This window comes from Pseudomonas sp. Pseusp18, from assembly GCF_059506005.1.
This window is the reverse complement of sequence record NZ_CP169240.1, coordinates 5,527,019-5,546,844: the sequence shown is the minus strand read 5'-3', so window position 1 is coordinate 5,546,844 and position 19,826 is coordinate 5,527,019. Positions and strand designations below refer to the sequence as shown.

The window sequence follows — 19,826 nt, the reverse complement described above, 5'->3', positions numbered from 1 at the left end:
ATGACTCAGACTTCCATCACTCGTAGCTGGGTTGCCTCCGCCAACGGCCACGCGGATTTCCCGTTGCAAAACCTGCCGCTGGGCGTGTTCAGCGTGAAGGGCGGCGCGCCGCGCAGTGGCGTGGCGATCGGCGACCATATCTTTGATCTGGGCGCGGCACTCGATGCCGGGCTGTTCGACGACGGTGCCGCGCGGACCGCCGTCGAAGCCACCCGTGGCGGCCAGCTGAATGCGTTTTTCGAGCTGGGTCGCGAGGCACGCGTCGCCCTGCGTGAACGCTTGATCGAGTTGTTTAAAGAAGGCAGCACCCTGCATGGCAAGATCGAAGCCCAAGGCGCAAAACTGCTGCCACTGGCGGCGGATTGCCAGATGCACCTGCCGGCGAAGATCAACGACTACACCGACTTCTACGTCGGCATCGAGCACGCGCAGAATGTCGGCAAACTGTTCCGCCCGGACAACCCGTTGCTGCCGAACTACAAGTACGTGCCGATCGGTTACCACGGCCGCGCCTCGACCATTCGTCCGTCCGGCACCGACGTGCGTCGACCGAAAGGCCAGACCCTGCCGGCCGGCCAGACCGAGCCGACGTTTGGCCCGTGCGCCCGTCTGGACTACGAGCTGGAATTGGGCATCTGGATCGGCCAGGGCAACGCAATGGGCGACTCGATTGCTATCGGTGACGCCGCCGATCACATCGCCGGTTTCTGCCTGCTCAACGATTGGTCGGCGCGGGATATCCAGGCCTGGGAATACCAGCCGCTGGGGCCGTTCCTGTCCAAGAGTTTCATCACCAGCATTTCGCCGTGGGTGGTGACGGCCGAAGCGCTGGAACCGTTCCGTCGTGCGCAGCCGGCGCGCCCTGAAGGCGACCCGCAGCCGCTGCCTTACCTGTTCGACAAACGCGATCAGGCGGCCGGTGCCTTCGACATCGAACTCGAAGTGCTGCTGCTGACCGAATCGATGCGAGAACAGAATCTGCCGGCCCATCGCCTGACCCTCAGCAATACCCAACACATGTACTGGACCGTTGCGCAGATGGTGGCGCATCACAGCGTCAACGGCTGCCAGTTGCAGGCCGGCGACCTGTTCGGTTCGGGCACGCTGTCCGGCCCTGAAAGCGGTCAGTTCGGCAGCCTGCTGGAAATCACCGAGGGCGGTAAAAAACCGATCGAACTGGCCTCGGGTGAGGTGCGTAAATTCCTCGAGGATGGCGACGAAATCATCCTGCGGGCACGTTGCAGCCGTGAGGGTTTTGCTTCCATCGGTTTCGGCGAATGCCGCGGCAAAGTGCTGCCGGCGCGCTAAGAGGATCGGCCCATGGAACTCTATACCTATTACCGTTCGACCTCGTCTTTCCGGGTGCGCATTGCGCTGGCGTTGAAGGGGCTGGATTACCAGGCATTGCCGATCAACCTGATCGCGCCGCAGGGGGGCGAACATCGCCAGCCGGCGTATCTGGGCATCAACCCGCAAGGCCGGGTGCCGGCCTTGCGCACCGACGAAGGTGAATTGCTGATTCAGTCACCGGCGATCATCGAGTACCTGGAGGAACGTTATCCACAGGTGCCGCTGCTGTCCAAAGACCTCGCCGCCCGCGCCCACGAGCGTGGCGTGGCGGCGGTGATCGGCTGCGATGTTCACCCGCTGCATAACGTCAGCGTGCTCAATAAGCTGCGGCAGTTGGGGCACGATGAGGCGCAAGTGGTCGAGTGGATCGGTCACTGGATCAGCCAAGGGTTGGCGACGGTGGAGCAGTTGATCGGTGACGCCGGTTATTGCTTCGGCGATCAGCCAGGGCTGGCGGATGTTTATTTGATCCCGCAGCTGTATGCGGCCGAGCGCTTCAATATTGCTCTGGACGCTTACCCGCGAATTCGTCGAGTGGCAGCGTTGGCGGCGCAGCATCCGGCATTCGTCAAGGCGCACCCGGCGAATCAGCCGGACACCCCGTAAGGCAAGATCAAAAGATCGTCCGAACGCGGCCCGAGCCTTCGGACGATCTTTTGATCTTTTGCTTTTAATGCACAACCGAATTGGGCGGCAAATGCCCCAACCGTTCAGTCAGGCGAATCCGCTGGATCGGGTCGTCGCAGAGCAGCAGCGCGTGTTCCAGGTCAAAACGCTCGGCATTCGGGCAATCCAGCCGTTGATAGAGGCTGGCCCGGGCCAGGTAGTCGGAGGCGTTGGCGTTGCCCAGCTCCAGCACGCGCTCGGCGTCGATCAGGGCGTCGATGTAGTCATCGTTCGTGAGGTACAACTGGCGCAGGTTGCGTGACAGCCGTTGCAGCATCTGCGCAGGTTCGGCGGTCTGCAAATGCTCGGCGCTGAGCTGCATGTTCGGGCCGTACTGGCGTTGCAGCAGTTCACGGCAATCGTTGGGGTACAGCCGGCGCCCGCCGCACGGGTCGAGCAGGTGATCGGCGCCTTGCACCCGCAGCAGGAAATGCCCGGGGAAGTTGACCCCGACCATGGGAATCTCCAGCCTTCTGGCCAGTTCCAGCGCAATCAGGCCCAGCGCCAGCGGCTGACCGCGCCGGCGTTCCAGTACTTTATGGAGCAATGCCACTTGCGGGCGCAAGGGCGTGAAGTCGTCCTGGGCGAACCCCAGGTCATTCATGCGCCGCAACAACGGTTGCGCCAACTCATTTACCGGCAGCATCGGTAATCCGTAGCTGACCCGCTGTTGCAAGTCCTTGAAGTCCGCCAGCACAGCTTCGGGATTCAGCTCTTTATCGTGTTCGGCGGCGATCCACAACGCCGCCTCGAACAGCGCGGGCGGTGATCGTTGCAGACAGTCGAAAAAGCGTTGGCGCGGGGTCATCAAAATCTCCGGGCAATGCCTCGTTTTAGCCCCGTCGCAGGCTTTCGTCCAGTGCTGAACACAGGCTGTAGCAGGTTATGTCCGAAAACCTTTAAAGCGGCGCTGCTTATTCCTGTGCGCTTCTGCAATTTTTGTGCGCAAGCCTATACTGGCGACTACAAGAAGTGATTCGGGAGCCCTACGATGTTCGCTCTCATGCAAAGCACTCGCCTTGAATCGCTGCACCTGAGCGTCGATCCGGTCACCGGGTTGAAGGCGGTGATTGCCATCCATAACAGCCGCCTGGGACCTGCCTTGGGCGGGTGTCGTTACCTTGCCTACCCCAGCGATGAATCCGCGATCGAGGATGCTGTGCGCCTCGCCCAAGGCATGAGTTACAAGGCGGCCCTGGCTGGCCTGGCTCAGGGTGGTGGCGTTGCGGTGATTATTCGCCCGGCCCATGTGGAAAACCGCGCCGCTGTATTCGAAGCGTTCGGGCGCTGGATCAATCAGCTCGACGGTCGCTACATCACCGCCATCGACGCCGGCACCTCGGTGGCGGACATGGACTGCATCGCCCAACATACGCAATTCGTCACCAGCACCACCGCTGCGGGTGACCCAGCACCGCATGCCGCCATGGGCGTATTCGCCGGCATTCGCAGCACCGCCATGGCCCGTTTGGGCAGCGATAATCTGGAAGGGCTGCGCATTGCCGTTCAAGGCCTGGGCAATGTTGGTTATGCCCTGGCCGAACAGCTGCACGCGGCTGGCGCCGAGCTGCTGGTCAGCGACATCGATCACGGCAAAGTACAACTGGCCATGGAGCAGTTGGGCGCTCATCCGATCGCCAACGAAGCGCTGCTCAGCACCCCTTGCGACATTCTCGCGCCTTGTGGCTTGGGCGGTGTGCTTAACAGGACCAGCGTGACGCAGTTGCGCTGCTCGGCGGTCGCAGGTTCGGCAAACAACCAACTGACCCATCTGGAAGTCGCCGATCAGCTGGAACGCCGGGGCATTCTGTATGCGCCGGATTACGTGATCAACGCCGGCGGACTGATCTACGTGTCGCTCAAACACCGTGGGGAAGAGCTGACGACCATCACCGCGCACCTGTCGAAAATCAGTTCACGGCTGACCGAAGTCTTCGCCCATGCCCAGGCGGAAAAACGCTCTCCGGCCAGGGTCGCGGATGAGTTGGCGGAGAAAGTGCTGTACCGATAAAAGTTTGAATCGATAAAGGAGTGAGTGCTTATCCGGCCAACTTGCTCCCCAAGCCCTGCGCCACAAACGCCGGGCCTGACAATCGCACGCCGACCCCGCGTGCCAGGAGCCCTGTGATGCTTCACAAGGTTGAGCTGCCCTACACCCGTTTTTTATCCCCTGACGGCCAGGTGCTCTGCGATCTTCCTGCCTGGGCCGACGACTTCAATCTGTTGACGCGCCTGTATCGGCAGATGGTTCTGACCCGCCTTTTCGACCAGAAAGCCGTCGCCCTGCAACGCACCGGGCGCATCGGTACCTACGCGCCGACCCTGGGCCAGGAAGCCATTGGCGTTGCGGTCGGCAGCCTGATGCACGCCGAAGACGTGCTGATCCCGTATTACCGCGACACCGCCGTGCAGCTGATGCGTGGCGTGCGCATGGAAGAAATCCTGTTGTATTGGGGTGGCGATGAGCGTGGCAGCGACTTTGTCGACCCGGCGGTGGCGCAGGATTTCCCGATCTGTGTGCCGATCGCCACCCAGGCCCTGCATGCCTGCGGCGTCGCCAGCGCATTCAAGATCCGTGGCGAGCATCGGGTCGCCGTCACCACTTGCGGCGATGGCGGCACCAGCAAAGGTGATTTTCTCGAGGCCCTCAATGTCGCTGGCGCCTGGCAGTTGCCGGTGGTGTTCATGGTCAACAACAACCAATGGGCGATCTCGGTACCGCGACGAATTCAGTGCGGCGCTCCTACGTTGGCGCAGAAAGCCATTGGCGCCGGGTTCCACGGTGAGCAAGTCGATGGCAACGACATCCTCGCCGTGTATGACCGCGTGCAAGCGGCCCTCGAACGGGCGCGCCACGGCAAAGGCCCGGTGTTGCTCGAATGCCTGAGCTATCGCCTCGGCGATCACACCACGGCCGACGATGCCACACGCTACCGCTCGGCGGACGAGGTCAAGCAAGCCTGGCTCGAAGAACCGATCAAACGTCTGCAGCGTTTCATGGTCGGGCAGGGCGTGTGGGATGAAAGCCGCGAGCAGGCGCTGATCAGAGAATGCCAGGGGTTGGTGCAGGTTGCTGTGGATAACTTCGAAGCGGCGGGCCTGCAGGCGCCGGCATCAGTGATCGATCATGTCTACGCCCAGTGGCCACAAGCCCTGGCCGAGCAGCGTGAAGACTTCCTCGAACGGGTGGCGCGCCGGACGGGAGGTTCGGGCCATGAGTAACGGTAAGGTAACGCTGCTGGAGGCGGTGAATCTGGCGTTGCATCGGGCCATGCGCGAAGACGAGAACGTTATCGTCCTCGGTGAAGACGTCGGGGTGAACGGTGGTGTGTTTCGCGCCACGCTGGGCCTGCGCGACAGCTTTGGTTTCAAGCGGGTGATCGACTCACCGCTGGCCGAAACCATGCTCGGCGGGCTGGTAGTGGGCATGGCGGCCCAAGGCTTGAAACCGGTGGTGGAAATCCAGTTCATGGGGTTTATCTACGCCACCATGGAGCACCTGGTGTCCCACGCCAGCCGCATGCGCAATCGCACGCGCGGGCGGCTCACTTGCCCGATAGTGCTGCGCTCGCCGATGGGCGCAGGGATTCGCGCGCCGGAACATCACAGCGAAAGCACCGAAGCCCTGTTCGCGCACATTCCGGGGTTGCGGGTGGTGATCCCGTCCTCGCCGGCCCGGGCCTATGGTTTGTTGCTCGCGGCCATCGACGACCCAGACCCGGTGATCTTTCTCGAACCGACCCGACTCTATCGCATGAACCCGCAACCGTTGCTGGACGACGGTAAACGCCTGCCGCTGGACAGCTGTTTCACCCTGCGCGAAGGCAGCGACATCACCTTGATCAGTTGGGGCGCCAGTGTGATGGAAACCCTGCAAGCCGCCACGCAACTGGCCGAGCAGGGCATCTCGGCGGAAGTAATCGATGTCGCCAGTATCAAACCGTTGGACCTCGACACAATGGAGGCCTCGGTGCGCAAGACCGGTCGCTGCGTGATCGTGCATGAGGCGCCGCGCTCCTGCGGGGTCGGCGCGGAAATCGCCGCCAGTCTCTACGAACGGGTGTTGCTGGAGTTGCAGGCACCGATCCAGCGAGTCACCGCGCCGGACATCCCGCCACCGCTGTATCGACTGGAATCGCTGTATATGCCTGGCGTCGAGGACATTCTTCACGCCTGTAACACCGTGCTGCGCCACGCCTGAAGAAGCCCTTGAAGAAACGCCAGAGGCCGAGGAGGTTGCGATGAAATACTTCAAACTGCCGGATCTGGGCGAAGGCTTGCAGGAAGCGGAAATCGTCCGTTGGCATGTGAAGGTCGGCGATACCGTCAAGGCTGACCAATTGCTGGTGTCGGTGGAAACCGCCAAGGCGCTGGTGGACATTCCCGCGCCCTACGACGGCGTGGTGGCGAAAACCTTCGGCGGCGAAGGCGACATCCTGCATGTGGGTGAGCCGTTGCTCGGTTACGAAGGCGAAGCGGACGCGGGCACCGTGGTCGGATGGCTTGAGGGCGGCGGCACGAATCAGGAGGATGCGTTTTTTATCGGCACCGCACCTTCGACCCGCGAATACCTGGCGAACCGCGCCACGCCGGCGGTGCGTCAATTGGCGCGGCAACTGGGCGTTGAACTGAGCGCCTTGGTCGGCACCGGCCAGGACGGCCAGATCACCCGCAGCGATGTGGAAAGCGCAGCCCAGATGGAACGTGAACGTTTCGGCGGTGAGAAGCTGCGCGGTGTGCGACGCAGCATGGCGTTGAACATGGCCAGGTCCCATGCCGAAGTGGTGCCGGTGACGATTTTCGGCGATGCCGATCTGCATCGCTGGGGGCAGGCGCGAGAACCACTGATTCGTCTGGCCAAGGCCATGGCGGCGGCCTGCGTGGTGGAGCCGGTACTCAACAGCGCCTTCGACGGTAAAACCCTGTCGCTCAAACAACACGAACGGCTCGACCTGGGCATTGCCGTGGATACACCGGACGGCTTGTTCGTGCCGGTGCTGCGCGATGTCGGCAATCGCTCGTCGGCGGACTTGAAAGAAGGTGTGATGCGCCTGCGCGCCGATGTGCAGGCGCGCTCGATTCCGCCCAAGGAGATGATGGGCGCGACCCTGACCCTGTCGAATTTCGGCACCTTGTTCGGCCGCTACGCCAACCCGGTGGTGGTGCCACCGCAAGTGGCGATCCTTGCCGCCGGGGCGATCCGCGATGAACCGGTGGCGGTCGAGGGCGCAGTGGCGGTGCATCCGATCCTGCCGCTGTCCCTGACCTTCGATCACCGCGTAGTGACGGGCGGCGAGGCGGCGCGGTTCTTCAAGGCGCTGGTGACGGCGCTGGAACAACCCGAGGCCTGACGTTTTGCGGGCATGAAAAAGGCCCTGAGCCATTGGACTCAGGGCCTATTCAATTCGGGCATTGCTTACTTCGGCGTCTTGGCGGCTTTGGCTGGCTTGGTCGGCTCAGCGGGCGCTACTTCAACAGGTGCAGCGACTTCAACAGGTGCAGCTTTTTCAGCGACTTCAGCTGGCGCATTCAGCAGTTCGGACAGTGCGTCCGGCTGGCTCTTGAACGCCTTGGCGAACACATCGCGATTTTTCGCCATGTAGATCCCGGCTTCTTCCACTTGCTGCTCGGTCAGGGACGGAACGGCTTTTTGCAACACTTCAGCCAGCAATTCGGCCAGTTCGAGCATTTTGTCATGACGGTCAGCTTCGGCTTTATCCATGAACAAGCGCTCCAGATCTCGGCTGCTGCGGTATACCACTTCGACGGCCATTCACCACCTCACATGCCTTCACATTTAGTTGTCTTTGCGACTACTGTATCTATATACAGCGAAAAGGATAAGCGAATCCCTGCGCTTTGGGTAGTGGCTTTTTAATGTAGACCGGATTCGGGGTTTGTCAGGTGAACGGGACGGGTGCGACCAAACGCCACGGAGCGTGTTTTAAAGCACCTCGCCATCATGTGGCAGGCAACCCCTGGCCTTTTTTCTGCATGCAGAACAACCGTCACGTCCAACCCGCATCATCCGCTCGAACCGAGCTAAGGAACAATCATCGTGAAAATCAACTGGGCCGAGAACCTGCGGCAGAACGTGCACCAACTGGCCGAGTCCCTGGGCAACCTGTTCGTCGAGACCTTCCACTACCTGGCGCTGTTCGCCATCGGTGCGGTGACTGCCTGGGCGGCGGTCATGGAGTTCATCGGGATGCTGGAACAGGGGCATATCAAGATCGATGACATCCTGTTGCTGTTCATCTACCTGGAACTGGGGGCGATGGTCGGGATTTACTTCAAGACCAACCACATGCCGGTGCGGTTCCTGATCTACGTGGCGATCACCGCGCTGACACGGCTGCTGATCTCCAACGTCTCGCACCACAATCCACCGGATCTGGGGATCATCTACCTGTGCGGCGGGATCCTGCTGCTGGCGTTTTCGATTCTGGTGGTGCGTTACGCTTCGTCGCAATTTCCTTCGGTGAAGATCGAACACCCGCAGCGCAAGATCGGTGCGGGTTCCGGTGAGCATCCTGAAGTGGAGAAGGGCGAGCTTTAAAACCCGATTTCAGGTCGGGGCCGGGCTTTGGCCTGTGGCGGCGGCAGCTTACGGTTGTCGCCGTCGGTCATGGCTTCGAGGATGGCCACGGCACATTCACCCTGTTCGATGGCGATGCCGAACTGAATGCTTTGTACCAGGCGTTTGAGGCGCTTGGGGTCATTGCGTTGTTCGGCGCTGATCATCCGTTTGGCCACCACGCGGCCAGCGTTGGAGAGGGTCAGCATGATGCTGCCGTCCAGGCCCTGGATGCTCAGGTTGATTTGATAATCCGCTGCAAAGGCATCGGTAATGAGCTGAAAAGGGTTGTCCATAATGCGTCACCGCCTGATTGAACGTGCAGTTGTTGACGGCCATGATCGGGATTAGTTCGCAATACCAGACCACCGGCCTTCCATGTTCATGCGCTTTCTTCCGTGCCGCACAAGGGAGATAGCAAGGGGCATGCCGGAAAAACTGTCGGACAATGTTTACGGCAAAAAAACGGCGGGCACTCTGGCCCGCCTTCTTTTTGCCTGCCCGTTTCAGGGCATAAATGAATAGATGATCGCAGACAGTGCAATCAGACCGACCAACACCACGAACACGTTCGAGGCCTGGCCCGAGTACTGGCGCAAGGCCGGCACACGGCGGATGGCGTACATCGGCATCAGGAACAACAGGCAGGCGATGATCGGCCCGCCGAGGGTTTCGATCATGCCCAGGATGCTCGGGTTGAAGGTCGCCACGGCCCAGCAACTGAGGATCATGAACAGCGCAGTGAGGCGGTTCAGCCAACCAGCAGAGACGACTCGACCACGGCCACGCAGGCTTTTCACGATCAGGCCCTGAAAGCCTTCGCTGGCGCCGATGTAATGGCCCAGGAAGGATTTGGTGATTGCCACCAGCGCAATCAGCGGCGCGGCGTAAGCGATGACCGGTGTCTGGAAGTGGTTGGCCAGGTACGACAGGATCGAAATGTTCTGCGCCTTCGCCGCGGCCAAATCAGCCGGGGACAACGCCAGCACGCAGCTGAAGCAAAAGAACATAACCGTGACGACCATCATGGCGTGAGCGATCGCCAGAATGCCGCTGCTTTTGCGTTCGGCTTGCTTGCCGTAACGCTGCTTCTGATCGACGGCGAAGGCGGAAATGATTGGCGAATGGTTGAACGAGAACACCATCACCGGGATCGCCAGCCACAAGGTCTTGAAGAACAGCGGCAGCGGCATGCCCTCGCTGGCGGTGGCGAAGAACGCGCCGTTCCAGTTCGGGATCAGGCTGACACCGAGCAGCAGCAAGGCTGCGACGAACGGGTAAACCAGCACGCTCATGCATTTGACGATGACGCCCTGACCACAACGGACGATGGCCATCAGGCCGAGAATCAGCCCCAGTGACAGGATCGCCCGGGGCGGTGGCGTCATGTGCAACTGGTGCTCCATGAGGCTGCTCAGGGTATTGGTCAGCGCCACGCTGTACACCAGCAGAATCGGGAAAATCGCAAAGAAATACAGCAGCGTGATCAGTTTGCCGGCACCGATGCCGAAGTGTTCTTCCACCACTTCGGTGATGTCCCCGGAACGGCCGGACAACACGAAACGAGTCAGACCGCGGTGTGCAAAGAATGTCATCGGAAACGCCAGCACTGCCAGGATCAGCAGCGGCCAGAAACCACCCACACCGGCGTTGATCGGCAAAAACAGCGTGCCGGCGCCAATCGCTGTGCCATAGAGGCCAAGCATCCAGGTGGTGTCGTGTTTACTCCAGCCTTTGTGAGTTATTTCGCTACTGCGTGTGAGGTCTACAGCGGGATTATCGGCAGCAGGTGTACGTACATCGGTCATCGTTTTCGCCTCGTTATTGTTTTTGCTCGGGCTCACGGCGGGCAGACCGTTTGAAACTACTGCGCTCGACAATCCTGCGTTAAAAACAGGCTCGGAATGCTCATTTACAGCCAGTAAACTCCGCTTCCTCGCCTGTTTTTGCCTTGTCTTGTCTTCGCTCGCTACGTTTCAAACGGCCTGCCGGGACGGTCAGGAAATGCTCCTCAGCACTCCACCCAGCTAACAGCCAGGCCGCCCCGTGAAGTTTCTTTGTATTTGTCGTGCATATCGGCGCCGGTATCGCGCATGGTGCGGATCACCCGGTCCAGGGAAATGAAGTGTTTGCCGTCGCCGCGCAGGGCCATTTGCGTGGCGTTGATCGCCTTCACCGCGGCAATCGCGTTGCGCTCGATGCACGGTACTTGCACCAGGCCGCCGACCGGGTCGCAGGTCAGGCCGAGGTTGTGTTCCAGGCCGATTTCAGCGGCGTTTTCCAGTTGTTCCGGGGTGGCGCCGAGCACGTCGGCCAAGCCGGCGGCGGCCATGGCACAGGCCGAGCCGACTTCACCCTGGCAGCCGACTTCGGCGCCGGAGATCGAGGCGTTTTTCTTACAGAGAATGCCTACGGCGGCGGCACCCAAAAAGAACGCCACGACGTCATCGTCCGACGCGTCCGGGTTGAATTTCATGTAGTAGTGCAGCACGGCCGGAATGATCCCCGCCGCCCCGTTTGTAGGCGCGGTGACCATCCGTCCGCCCGCGGCGTTTTCTTCGTTCACGGCGAGGGCGAACAGGTTCACCCACTCCATGGCCGACAGGGTGGAGCTGATGACGTTCGGTTTGCCGATTTCCAACAGGCTGCGATGCAATTTCGCGGCGCGGCGCGGAACATTCAGTCCGCCGGGCAGGATGCCTTCGTGACGTAAGCCTTGCTCGACGCACTCGCGCATCACCGACCAGATGTGCAACAGGCCCTGACGGACTTCGGCTTCGCTGCGCCAGGCCAATTCATTGGCCATCATCAATTCGGACACCCGCAGACCGTGCTGTTTGCAGAGCTTGAGCAATTCGGCGGCGCTGGAAAAATCGTACGGCAGCACGACGTCGCTGGCCGGCGCAATGCCGGACTCGGCTTCGGCCGCTTCGATGATGAAACCGCCGCCCACCGAGTAGTACGTCTGCTCGAACAGCTCACCGGTTTCGCCGAAGGCTGTCAGGGACATGGCGTTAGGGTGGTAGGGCAGGCTCTCGTCGAGCAGCAGGAGATCGTGCTGCCAGTTGAAGGCGATGGTCGCTTTGCCGGCCAGGGACAGCTTGCCGGTTTCCCGCAGGTGCTGGATGCGCGAATCGATACTGGTCGGATCGATGCTGTCCGGCCATTCGCCCATCAGGCCCATGACACAGGCGCGGTCGGTGGCATGGCCGACGCCGGTGGCGGAAAGCGAGCCATAAAGGCGGATTTCTACCCGACGTACGGCGACCAGCAAATTCTGGTCAATCAGTGCTTGGGCAAAGGTCGCTGCGGCGCGCATCGGGCCGACTGTGTGGGAACTGGACGGACCGATGCCGACTTTGAAGAGATCGAAAACACTGATAGCCATGCTAAAGCCTATACAAGCAATGGAAGAGAAATCGCCGCCATTTTTGTAGGCCAAGCGCAATGTCGGCGATACTGCCTATCTCGGTCCTACGTGACCAACGAAACTTCCTAAGATAGCCTTTAGCAGGACTAAACGATGAGTCGTCAATTGCACGCCCAGACTTACGTCTGGCTGCACGTGTTTTCCTGTGCCGCGCGGCACCTGTCGTTCACCCGTTGCGCCGAAGAACTGCACATCACGCCGGGTGCGGTCAGTCAGCAAATTCGGCAACTGGAAGAGCGGCTGGGGTTTCGCCTGTTTCACCGTCGCGCCCGTGGGGTGGAGTTGAGTGCGCAAGGCCAGCGCCTGGCCATTACCGTCAACGAGGCTTACGGCAGCATCGACGCAGAATTGCGACGACTGGATGCAGGAATGATCAGCGGGATTTTGCGGGTGCGTTCGATTCCCTCGTTCCTGAGCAAATGGCTGACCCCGCGTTTGCCGCGTTTGCAGCAGCGCTTCCCGGACATTCAATTGCGCCTGGTGGCGGAGGACAGCAGCGTGCCGCTGCACGAGGGTGATTTCGACCTGGCGATCGATCTGAATGACGGCAGCTATCCCGGGTTGTTATCCACAACCTTGCTCGACGAACAGATATTCCCGGTGTGCGCCCCGAGCCTGTTGCGAGGGCGGCCGCCGCTGCACGGTCCGGCAGACTTGATGCACTTTCCGTTGTTGCACGACATTACCGCCTGGCGCGGCAGTTACGAATACGCGGAATGGGAGTTTTACCTCAATGCCATCGGCTTCGAAGGCGCGGACGTGCGGCGCGGGCACACCTTCAACCGCAATCACCTGACCATCGAAGCGGCGATTGCCGGGATGGGTGTGGCGATTGCGCGGCGAACGCTGCTTAACGATGAGCTGGAACGGGGCACGCTGATCGTGCCGTTTGGCCTGGCGGTGCCCAATCACAAGCGCTACGTGCTGCTCTATGCGCCGGGTGCGCTGAGTCATCCGGGCGTACGTGCGGTGCATGACTGGCTGGTGGAAGAGGCAGGGGTTTTTCGCAGCCAGCACCCACTGGGGGAACGGGCAGATGTGGGCAATTATGAGTGAAGAGAGGGGCAACCCAACTCCCGACATTAACAGTGCTTTTGCTCGTTGTCCGGCTTTTTTTGCGTATGAATATTTATCTTTTTTTAGGGGTTGAAATGTTCCGCGCACACACCGATTGTGTAACCAAGAGGTTGCGGTGATGACGCCCAAGGGCCAGCCGATGCGCCTCTTGCGAGCTAGCTGAAATAAGGGAAGAACTATGCAAATCCAAGTCAATAGCGATAACCATATTCAAAGCAGTAAACGACTGGAGGAGTGGGTACGTACTACCATTGAGAGCACGCTCGAACGTTATGAAGAGGACCTGACCCGCGTCGAGGTCCATCTGCGGGACGAGAACGGCGACAAGCCTGGTCCCCATGACATGCGCTGCCAGCTGGAAGCGCGGCCAAAAGGCCACCAACCGATTTCCGTTACCCATAAAGCCGCCTCCCTGGAACTGGCGATCGACGGGGCAGCCGAAAAACTTGAACATGCGCTGGAGCATATGTTTGGCAAATTGCGCGGCAAACCACGCGCCGCGGTGGTTCCGTTCGATAGGGGCGCCCATGCCGATGCACTGCTTGAAGATGAGTTTCTCGAGAACGAACAGGCTGCGCTCAACGGCTGAGGCCTGATTCACCTTTTACCTTCCTGATTAAAACGGGCCTGCGATTGCAGGCCCGTTTTTGTTTCAGTGTCCACCGGTCCCCTGCGGCAAAGGAACTTGCTGTGGTGAAGGGGCTTTCTGTGGCGAGGGGGCTTGCCCCCGTTGGACTGCGAAGCAGTCCCAAAACCATTCCCAAGAGTCGTGTCAGGCAAAACCGGATAGCAGATATTGCGACTGCTGCGCAGCCGAACGGGGGCAAGCCCCCTCGCCACAAAAATGTCCGACCTCAGGCCTCAGTAATCAAAACGCCACCGACGTCTGCACATACACCGTCCGCGGTTCTCCCACGTACTTGCCCTTGTTGTTGTCATCGAACGAGCGGGTGAAGTACTGGTGATTGAAGATGTTCTTCACCCCCACCGCCACATTCAAATCCGACAGTTTCGGCCCGAAGTCATACGCCGCGCGGCTGCTGAACAACATGTAGCCCGGAATCCTGCCGGTGCTGCCATCAGCGCTCTCTGTAGAGGTGTTGGCGTTGTCGGCGAACTGGTCACTCTGGTAGCTACTGTCCAGATTCAGTTTCCAGGCGCCTTCGGTATAGCCGACGCCGATCGTGCCTTTGTGTTTCGAGGAGAACGGCACGCGATTGCCCTTGTTCGGCCCGTCTTCGCGGATGGTCGCGTCAACATAGGCGTAAGTCGCGTACACATCGAAACCAGCCAGCGCCGGGCTCAAGTCGTCGAGGGCATAGTTGACGCTGGTCTCGATACCTTGATGACGGGTTTCGCCACGGGCGATCACCGAGTCGTTGGTTTGATTGCTTTCATACTGGTTATCGAAGTTGATCAGGAACGCGCCAATCTCGGCACGCAACGCGCCGTTGTCGTAACGGGTACCCAGCTCCCAGGTGCGGGCCTTCTCCGGTTTGACTTCACCGCTGGTCACCCGGTTGGGCATCTGACTGTATTGCACGCTGCCGAACGAGCCTTCGGTGTTGGCGTAGAGGTTCCAGCTGTCGGTCAGGTGATAGAGCACGTTCAATGCGGGCAGGGCGGTGTTGTAGTCGCCCTTGTATTTCACATTGGTCAGATTGTTGGTCTGCTGCGACTCGATCATTTCGTAGCGGATGCCCGGTGTGATCGTCCACTTGCCGATGTCGATCCGGTCGTCGACGAAGAACGCATTGGCTTCGGTACCGCCCCGTGTGTCGCGGTCGTTGCGGCTGTTGGTGGTCGGGAGCTCGTTGCTGGCGATCGGCGTGCGGTAGCGCAGTTCGTGGCCGGCCTCGTTGATGTAGCGATAGCCGACGCCGACTTCGTGACTGGTTTGGCCGAGATCGAAGCCTTGGGCGAAACGGGTTTCCAGGCCGCGCACCCAGTACTCGCGTGGCGACAGCGAGAGAAACGTGCCCTGGTCCAGATAACCGCTACGCAGGGTTTTGGTGAAGAACGTATTGGCGGTGAACTCGCGGCGATCTTCCTGATAGCGATAGCCGAAGTTGAACATTGTGCGGCGACCCCAGAACTGGTCTTTCGGGCGGGTCGACTGGTAAGGGTTGGCGTCGTAATCGGCGACGTTCAGCCCGCCGGGCATGTCCGCCTTGCCTTCGTAGTACTGGGCCATGGCGTTGAAGCTGTTGGCCTCATCGAGCTGGTATTTGCCTTTGAGGATCAGGTCGTCGATTTCGGTGTCGCTGTGTTCGCGCCAGTCGCCACCGCGGGTGCCCGAGTACAGAATCGCGCCGCCCAGGCCGTTGTCGGCCGTGCCGCCGGCCAGCAGGTTGCCGGTGGTCTTGAAGCCATCGTGGCTGGACGACGGACTGGTTTCGCTCTGGAAACCGCCCTTGACCGTCGGCTCATCGGGAATGGCGCGGGTCACGAAGTTGACCACGCCGCCGACGTTTTGCGGGCCGTAGCGCACCGCACCGCCGCCGCGCACCACGTCGACTGCGTCCATGTTGCCCATGCTGATCGGCGCAAACGACAACTGCGGCTGGCCATAAGGCGCGAAAGGCACCGGAATGCCATCCATCAATACCGTCGAACGGGAGGCCAGTCGTGGGTTGAGCCCGCGAATGCCGAAGTTCAGGGCCATGTCATGGCTGCCGGTGCCGTTGTTGTCCGGCGCATTCATCCCCGGGATACGGTTGAGCACGTCCCGGGCTTGAGTCGCGCCTTGGCGTTCAAACTCTTCGCGGCGGATCACGTCGCGAGCGCCGGGGTGTTCGAAGACGTTGGTCTGCGCTGCATCGCCGAGCCAGTCGCCGACCACTTTCGAGGTGTCCAGCTCCAGCGCCGCATTGCCCACCGGTTGCAGGCTGAAGGCATTGTTGCCCTCGGCGCGGGCTTGCAGGCCGGTGCCTTCGAGCAAGGCGTTCAAGCCTTGTTCGGCGGTGTAGTTGCCTTCCAGGCCGCGACTCTGCACACCGCTGGTGACTTGCGAGCCAAAGGAGATCAGCACGCCGGCTTCACGGCCAAACTGGTTGAGTGCGTTTTCCAGCGAAGACGGTGCGATGTGGTACGGCTTGGCGTCAGCGGCATGCACCAGGGGCAGAGCGCCCAAGCCCAGGCTGGCGCCCAGCAAGAGTTGGCGCAAGGTGCGGGCCAGAGGAATGAGACGGGTGGGTTGCATGGAGGGTGATCCTGAGAAGGTTGAATCAAGGGGGCTTTCCTTCTCTGTCACGCCAGATCTGAAAAACGGCTCACGTTGGGCGAATATTTTTACAGATTTACCGTTTTGCTTTTTGTGGCGAGGGAGCTTGCTCCCGCTCGGCTGCGAAGCAGTCGTAAACTAAGCAGGCATTCTTTCTGGAAAACTCCGGTGGCAAATTTTGGGGCTGCTTTGCAACCCAACGGGAGCAAGCTCCCTCGCCACAGGTTATGTATGTTGATCAAGATTCAGACCCTCGCCTCAACCGTCACCCAATACCGCGTAAACCGCTTCACCTTCACCGGCAAACTGATTTCCAGCAGATCAAGAACCCGCTCGCTGTCGTCCAGTGGATAAGTCCCGGAGATCAGTAGATCGGCAACATTTGCGGCGCAATTGAGTTGCCCGCGGCGATAGCGGCCGAGTTCGTCGAGGAAGTCCCCCAGGCGCATGTGTGCGGCCACCAACATGCCATCGGCCCAGGCGCCGCTGTTGGCGTCCAGTGGCAGGGGAGTGCCGATACCGCGTGCGGCGAAGCTCAACTGCCGGGCGGTTTGTAGCAGCAGCGGGGCGCCGTCATCGGGCTTCAATTCGACGCTGCCTTCGAACACCGCCACGTGAGTGCGTTCGGCAAACTGCCGAACGTTCAGTCGCCCACCCTGGGTTTTCAACAGGCCTTGCGCGGTCTGTATCTGAAACGCCTGGGTGGCGGTCAGCAGTATCTCGCCTTCGAGCAGGCGGATCAGCCGTTGCTGGCCTTCGACTCGCACATCGGCAGCACTGGCGGTGTTGAGTTGCAATTGACTGCCATCGCCGAGCGGTACTTTGCGTCGCTGGCCAATGGGGCTGCGGAAGTCGGCCAGCAACGGCGTCAACGGATTGTGCTCACGCAGGCCCCAAGTGACTGCCGACCCCGCGCCGAGAATCAGCAACAGCTTCAACGCCTGACGACGGCCGGCGGATTTCGGTGCGTTAACGGCGGCGTGGGCCAGCGGTGAAGACAAGCCGCGCAAGCGTTGATTGACCCGCTGAATGTGCTCCCAGGCCCGTCGATGTTCGCCATGGGCGTCGAGCCATTGTTGCCAGGCGATTTGCTGGCGCGGGCTCAACGGACCTTGCTGGATTTCCATCAACCAGTACACGGCCTGTTCGGCGACTTGAGAGGAAAAATCCCCAGGGCTGTTCATAGCGCGAAGTAGCAGCGCATCGCCGCTTTGTTCAGGTGCCGTTTGACCGTGGCGATGGAAATGCCCAGTTCGACGGCAATCTGCGGGTACGTCAAACCATCAATCTGAGCCAGCAAAAAGGCGCGTTTGACCAGGCGCGGCAAACCGTCGAGCAACTGGTCGAGTTCCAACAGGGTTTGCAGGATGATCGCCCGGTCTTCCTCCGACGGTGCGACGATTTCCGGCATCTGCGCCAGCGCATCGAGGTAGGCGCGCTCCAGGTCCTGGCGGCGGTAATGATTGAACAGCACGCGCTTGGCGATGGTGGTGAGGAACGCCCGTGGTTCGATGATTTGCGGTGTTTCCCGTGCCGTCAGCACTCGCATGAAGGTGTCTTGGGCCAGATCCGCGGCGCTGTCAGGGCAGCCGAGTTTGCGCCGCAGCCAACCGGTGAGCCAGTTGTGATGGACGTGATAAAGGACTTCGACGGTAGTGGCTGACGACAACGGAACCGCTCCGGACGCATTTTGATACGTTAGAGAACAAGAATTGTTCGCATTGTAGTGGCGCGGGCCTGCATCCGGCAATCGGCGCTTGGCCGTTATCTCATCGTCTCCTTTGCGTATGAGAATATTTATCATTAATATCGCCGGCTTGTGGGTCTTGTGGCATTCACGAGGCCGTACCCGGTTTGTTCTGACCCGATGATCACCCGCCCTCCCGAAACCCATGACGCCGAGCACGATGAACATCGCGGCGCCCGTGCGCATTTCCTTCAGGTGTTTTTGTCCCAGCGTTCGCAAATGGAGGCGCTGGTGAGCCGTCGTGTCGGCTGTCGGGCGACGGCGGCGGATCTGGTGCAGGATTTGTTCCTGCGCTTCTGGCGTCGGCCGCTGGTGCAGGTTGAAGAGCTCAGCACGTATCTGCTGCGTTGCGCCGGCAACATCGCCATCGACCATTTGCGCAGTGAAGGCGCGCGGGTGCGGGTCAACGAAGGCTGGATGCCGGAGCAACCGGACAGCCAGGGCTGCGAGCCGCAAGCAGCCCTGGAGGCGGGCAACGATTTGCGTCATGTCGAAGCGGCCTTGCGCGCATTGCCCGAGCGCACGCGGCAGATCTTTCTGCTCAACCGCATCCATGGCCGCAAGTACGCCGAAATCGCCAAGGCCATGGGCCTGTCCCAAAGCGCCGTGGAAAAACATATGATGCGCGCCCTCGAGGCTTGCAAGGCCAGCCTGCGGGAACCCGAACCGCGCACGCCAGGGAACGCACCGTGAACCACACCGAACGCGCCACGCCGACGCCTGCTCAGGAGCGGGACGCTTTCGCCTGGCTCAGTCTATTGCATGACCAGCCCGGCAGCAGCGATCAACTCACGTTCAGTCGCTGGTTGCAGGCTGATCCCGCCCACGCCGAGGCCTATGCCCAAGCGCAAGTGGTGTGGGAGTTGAGCGAAGTACCGGCGCGGACCTTGGCTGATGAAGAGGCTTTTGCCTTGCAGGGCTACCTCAATGCGATGAATCGCGCGCGCGGGGGGCGCGTCCGGCGTTGGTCTGGTGCGTTGGCCATAGCGGCGTGTCTGGTGTTGATGATCGGCGTCGGCGCTGGTTGGCAGCCGTCGCGCTGGGTTGATGATCTGGGTGCGGACTACGTGTCGGCGCCGGGGCAGATTCGTACCGTGACGCTGGCGGATCAGTCGCAAGTGACGCTGGATGCCGACAGCGCAATCGCGGTGGATTTCAGTCGCGGTGAGCGGCACGTCCAGCTGCGTCGCGGTGCCGGATTTTTCAGCGTGACGCACACCGGCGAGCCCTTTGTGGTGGGGGCGGAAAAGGGCGAGGCGCGGGTCTTGGGCACGCAGTTCGAAGTGCGCCTGCAACCCCATGGCGCGCAGGTCACGGTGTTATCCGGGCGGGTTGCAGTGACGGCCGACAAGAACGCCGCGCAGCAAATTCTGAGCGCCGGCCAGCAAGTGGCTTATGCCGACGGCTCGTCGGACAAACTCCACGCCGTCGACAGCGAAGCGCAGTTGGCCTGGCGTCAGGGCTGGCTCAATTACTACAAGGCGACACTGGCCGATGTGGTGCAAGACCTGCGGCGTTATTACCCCGGGCGCATTGTGTTGCTCAATGAGCAACTGGCGGCGCGGCGGGTCAGCGGCAGTTTTCCGAGCCAGGATCCGCAGGCGGTGTTGAGTTCGTTGCAGGGCGTGATGGGGTTTGAGCAGCATCACGTTTTGGGGAATTTGATTATTTTGCGTTGAAGATGAAGATCAAAAGATTGCAGCCTTCGGCAGCTCCTACGTGCCTGTGGGCGCCGCCGAAGGCTGCGATCTTTTGA

The 19,826-nt window shown here is 60.8% G+C and carries 18 protein-coding genes and 1 pseudogene; 11 read left to right on the top strand and 8 right to left on the bottom strand.

Going from position 1 to position 19,826, the window contains the following annotated elements; genetic code table 11:
- A complete protein-coding gene (gene fahA / locus ACEN9A_RS24900) occupies positions 1 to 1,308 on the top strand; it encodes a fumarylacetoacetase (RefSeq protein WP_007936384.1) in 1,308 nt (435 codons plus the stop codon).
- Positions 1,309 to 1,320: 12 nt separating this feature from the next.
- Entirely contained in the window at positions 1,321 to 1,956 is a 636-nt protein-coding gene (gene maiA, locus ACEN9A_RS24895) for a maleylacetoacetate isomerase (protein ID WP_258671136.1), read from the top strand.
- 64 nt (positions 1,957 to 2,020) lie between these two features.
- Here maiA and ACEN9A_RS24890 read toward each other — a convergent pair whose 3' ends face one another.
- On the bottom strand, positions 2,021 to 2,824 hold the full coding sequence (locus ACEN9A_RS24890; RefSeq protein WP_258671135.1) for a SirB1 family protein: 804 nt from the start codon (positions 2,822 to 2,824) through the stop codon (positions 2,021 to 2,023).
- 183 nt (positions 2,825 to 3,007) lie between these two features.
- On the opposite strand from ACEN9A_RS24890, the gene ACEN9A_RS24885 reads away from it, so the two are divergent.
- The 4 genes from ACEN9A_RS24885 to ACEN9A_RS24870 all read left to right on the top strand — a co-directional run bounded on the left by ACEN9A_RS24885 (position 3,008) and on the right by ACEN9A_RS24870 (position 7,367).
- Positions 3,008 to 4,027 carry a Glu/Leu/Phe/Val dehydrogenase family protein gene (locus tag ACEN9A_RS24885; protein ID WP_018927157.1) on the top strand — a complete coding sequence of 340 codons (1,020 nt, stop codon included), beginning with the start codon at positions 3,008 to 3,010 and terminating at the stop codon, positions 4,025 to 4,027.
- A gap of 116 nt (positions 4,028 to 4,143) precedes the next feature.
- On the top strand, positions 4,144 to 5,238 hold the full coding sequence (gene pdhA, locus ACEN9A_RS24880; protein WP_258671134.1) for a pyruvate dehydrogenase (acetyl-transferring) E1 component subunit alpha: 1,095 nt from the start codon (positions 4,144 to 4,146) through the stop codon (positions 5,236 to 5,238).
- Positions 5,231 to 6,217, top strand: a complete 987-nt coding sequence (locus ACEN9A_RS24875; protein ID WP_258671133.1) for an alpha-ketoacid dehydrogenase subunit beta — start codon at positions 5,231 to 5,233, stop codon at positions 6,215 to 6,217. Before pdhA ends, ACEN9A_RS24875 begins: the two co-directional genes overlap by 8 nt.
- Positions 6,218 to 6,257: 40 nt before the next feature.
- The gene (locus ACEN9A_RS24870) at positions 6,258 to 7,367 is read left to right on the top strand and encodes a dihydrolipoamide acetyltransferase family protein (RefSeq protein ID WP_258671132.1); all 1,110 of its coding nucleotides are present in this window, start codon (positions 6,258 to 6,260) and stop codon (positions 7,365 to 7,367) included.
- Positions 7,368 to 7,534: 167 nt separating this feature from the next.
- Here ACEN9A_RS24870 and ACEN9A_RS24865 read toward each other — a convergent pair.
- Positions 7,535 to 7,789: pseudogene (locus ACEN9A_RS24865) on the bottom strand (YebG family protein); the annotation flags it as partial.
- Positions 7,790 to 8,074: 285 nt separating this feature from the next.
- Here ACEN9A_RS24865 and ACEN9A_RS24860 point away from each other — a divergent pair.
- Positions 8,075 to 8,575, top strand: a complete 501-nt coding sequence (locus ACEN9A_RS24860; protein WP_018927152.1) for a phosphate-starvation-inducible protein PsiE — start codon at positions 8,075 to 8,077, stop codon at positions 8,573 to 8,575.
- On the opposite strand, the gene ACEN9A_RS24855 is transcribed toward ACEN9A_RS24860, so the two are convergent.
- The 3 genes from ACEN9A_RS24855 to ACEN9A_RS24845 all read right to left on the bottom strand — a co-directional run bounded on the left by ACEN9A_RS24855 (position 8,572) and on the right by ACEN9A_RS24845 (position 11,981).
- Entirely contained in the window at positions 8,572 to 8,889 is a 318-nt protein-coding gene (locus tag ACEN9A_RS24855; protein WP_019581133.1) for a DUF3509 domain-containing protein, read from the bottom strand. The two genes, ACEN9A_RS24860 and ACEN9A_RS24855, sit on opposite strands and share 4 nt — an antisense overlap.
- A gap of 210 nt (positions 8,890 to 9,099) precedes the next feature.
- Positions 9,100 to 10,401 (bottom strand): serine/threonine transporter, encoded by a 1,302-nt coding sequence (locus ACEN9A_RS24850; RefSeq protein ID WP_258671131.1) that lies wholly within the window; start codon positions 10,399 to 10,401, stop codon positions 9,100 to 9,102.
- 203 nt (positions 10,402 to 10,604) lie between these two features.
- On the bottom strand, positions 10,605 to 11,981 hold the full coding sequence (locus tag ACEN9A_RS24845) for an L-serine ammonia-lyase (protein WP_258671130.1): 1,377 nt from the start codon (positions 11,979 to 11,981) through the stop codon (positions 10,605 to 10,607).
- Between the two features lie 135 nt (positions 11,982 to 12,116).
- On the opposite strand from ACEN9A_RS24845, the gene ACEN9A_RS24840 reads away from it, so the two are divergent.
- Both ACEN9A_RS24840 and ACEN9A_RS24835 read left to right on the top strand, forming a co-directional pair.
- A complete protein-coding gene (locus ACEN9A_RS24840) occupies positions 12,117 to 13,079 on the top strand; it encodes a LysR substrate-binding domain-containing protein (RefSeq protein WP_258671129.1) in 963 nt (320 codons plus the stop codon).
- Positions 13,080 to 13,278: 199 nt separating this feature from the next.
- Complete coding sequence (locus ACEN9A_RS24835) at positions 13,279 to 13,689, top strand: HPF/RaiA family ribosome-associated protein (protein ID WP_007936360.1); 411 nt, start codon at positions 13,279 to 13,281, stop codon at positions 13,687 to 13,689.
- Between the two features lie 279 nt (positions 13,690 to 13,968).
- Here the strand turns inward: ACEN9A_RS24835 and fecA are convergent, their stop codons facing one another.
- From fecA to ACEN9A_RS24820, 3 genes are all read right to left on the bottom strand, one after another.
- Positions 13,969 to 16,302: a TonB-dependent Fe(3+) dicitrate receptor FecA gene (gene fecA / locus ACEN9A_RS24830; protein ID WP_258671128.1), complete on the bottom strand. Its 2,334-nt coding sequence runs from the start codon at positions 16,300 to 16,302 to the stop codon at positions 13,969 to 13,971.
- 266 nt (positions 16,303 to 16,568) lie between these two features.
- Positions 16,569 to 17,507, bottom strand: coding sequence for a FecR domain-containing protein (locus ACEN9A_RS24825; protein WP_258671127.1), 939 nt, complete (start codon positions 17,505 to 17,507; stop codon positions 16,569 to 16,571).
- Positions 17,504 to 17,992 (bottom strand): sigma-70 family RNA polymerase sigma factor, encoded by a 489-nt coding sequence (locus tag ACEN9A_RS24820; RefSeq protein ID WP_258671126.1) that lies wholly within the window; start codon positions 17,990 to 17,992, stop codon positions 17,504 to 17,506. Before ACEN9A_RS24820 ends, ACEN9A_RS24825 begins: the two co-directional genes overlap by 4 nt.
- Before the next feature lie 198 nt (positions 17,993 to 18,190).
- Here ACEN9A_RS24820 and ACEN9A_RS24815 point away from each other — a divergent pair, with 198 nt between their 5' ends.
- A complete protein-coding gene (locus ACEN9A_RS24815) occupies positions 18,191 to 18,763 on the top strand; it encodes an RNA polymerase sigma factor (RefSeq protein WP_007936356.1) in 573 nt (190 codons plus the stop codon).
- Positions 18,760 to 19,749: a FecR family protein gene (locus ACEN9A_RS24810; RefSeq protein ID WP_258671125.1), complete on the top strand. Its 990-nt coding sequence runs from the start codon at positions 18,760 to 18,762 to the stop codon at positions 19,747 to 19,749. The genes ACEN9A_RS24815 and ACEN9A_RS24810 overlap by 4 nt, the downstream gene beginning before the upstream one ends.
- The last annotated feature ends 77 nt before the right edge of the window (positions 19,750 to 19,826 follow it).

What these genes read in the sequence shown, in the direction of transcription:
- fecA (WP_258671128.1), bottom strand. Translation starts at nt 16,302, where the DNA reads ATGCAACCCACCCGTCTCATTCCTCTGGCCCGCACCTTGCGCCAACTC.
- fahA (WP_007936384.1), top strand. Translation starts at nt 1, where the DNA reads ATGACTCAGACTTCCATCACTCGTAGCTGGGTTGCCTCCGCCAACGGC.
- ACEN9A_RS24890 (WP_258671135.1), bottom strand. Translation starts at nt 2,824, where the DNA reads ATGACCCCGCGCCAACGCTTTTTCGACTGTCTGCAACGATCACCGCCC.
- ACEN9A_RS24845 (WP_258671130.1), bottom strand. Translation starts at nt 11,981, where the DNA reads ATGGCTATCAGTGTTTTCGATCTCTTCAAAGTCGGCATCGGTCCGTCC.
- ACEN9A_RS24815 (WP_007936356.1), top strand. Translation starts at nt 18,191, where the DNA reads ATGATCACCCGCCCTCCCGAAACCCATGACGCCGAGCACGATGAACAT.
- ACEN9A_RS24840 (WP_258671129.1), top strand. Translation starts at nt 12,117, where the DNA reads ATGAGTCGTCAATTGCACGCCCAGACTTACGTCTGGCTGCACGTGTTT.
- ACEN9A_RS24885 (WP_018927157.1), top strand. Translation starts at nt 3,008, where the DNA reads ATGTTCGCTCTCATGCAAAGCACTCGCCTTGAATCGCTGCACCTGAGC.
- maiA (WP_258671136.1), top strand. Translation starts at nt 1,321, where the DNA reads ATGGAACTCTATACCTATTACCGTTCGACCTCGTCTTTCCGGGTGCGC.
- ACEN9A_RS24875 (WP_258671133.1), top strand. Translation starts at nt 5,231, where the DNA reads ATGAGTAACGGTAAGGTAACGCTGCTGGAGGCGGTGAATCTGGCGTTG.
- ACEN9A_RS24825 (WP_258671127.1), bottom strand. Translation starts at nt 17,507, where the DNA reads ATGAACAGCCCTGGGGATTTTTCCTCTCAAGTCGCCGAACAGGCCGTG.
- ACEN9A_RS24855 (WP_019581133.1), bottom strand. Translation starts at nt 8,889, where the DNA reads ATGGACAACCCTTTTCAGCTCATTACCGATGCCTTTGCAGCGGATTAT.
- ACEN9A_RS24850 (WP_258671131.1), bottom strand. Translation starts at nt 10,401, where the DNA reads ATGACCGATGTACGTACACCTGCTGCCGATAATCCCGCTGTAGACCTC.
- pdhA (WP_258671134.1), top strand. Translation starts at nt 4,144, where the DNA reads ATGCTTCACAAGGTTGAGCTGCCCTACACCCGTTTTTTATCCCCTGAC.
- ACEN9A_RS24835 (WP_007936360.1), top strand. Translation starts at nt 13,279, where the DNA reads ATGCAAATCCAAGTCAATAGCGATAACCATATTCAAAGCAGTAAACGA.
- ACEN9A_RS24870 (WP_258671132.1), top strand. Translation starts at nt 6,258, where the DNA reads ATGAAATACTTCAAACTGCCGGATCTGGGCGAAGGCTTGCAGGAAGCG.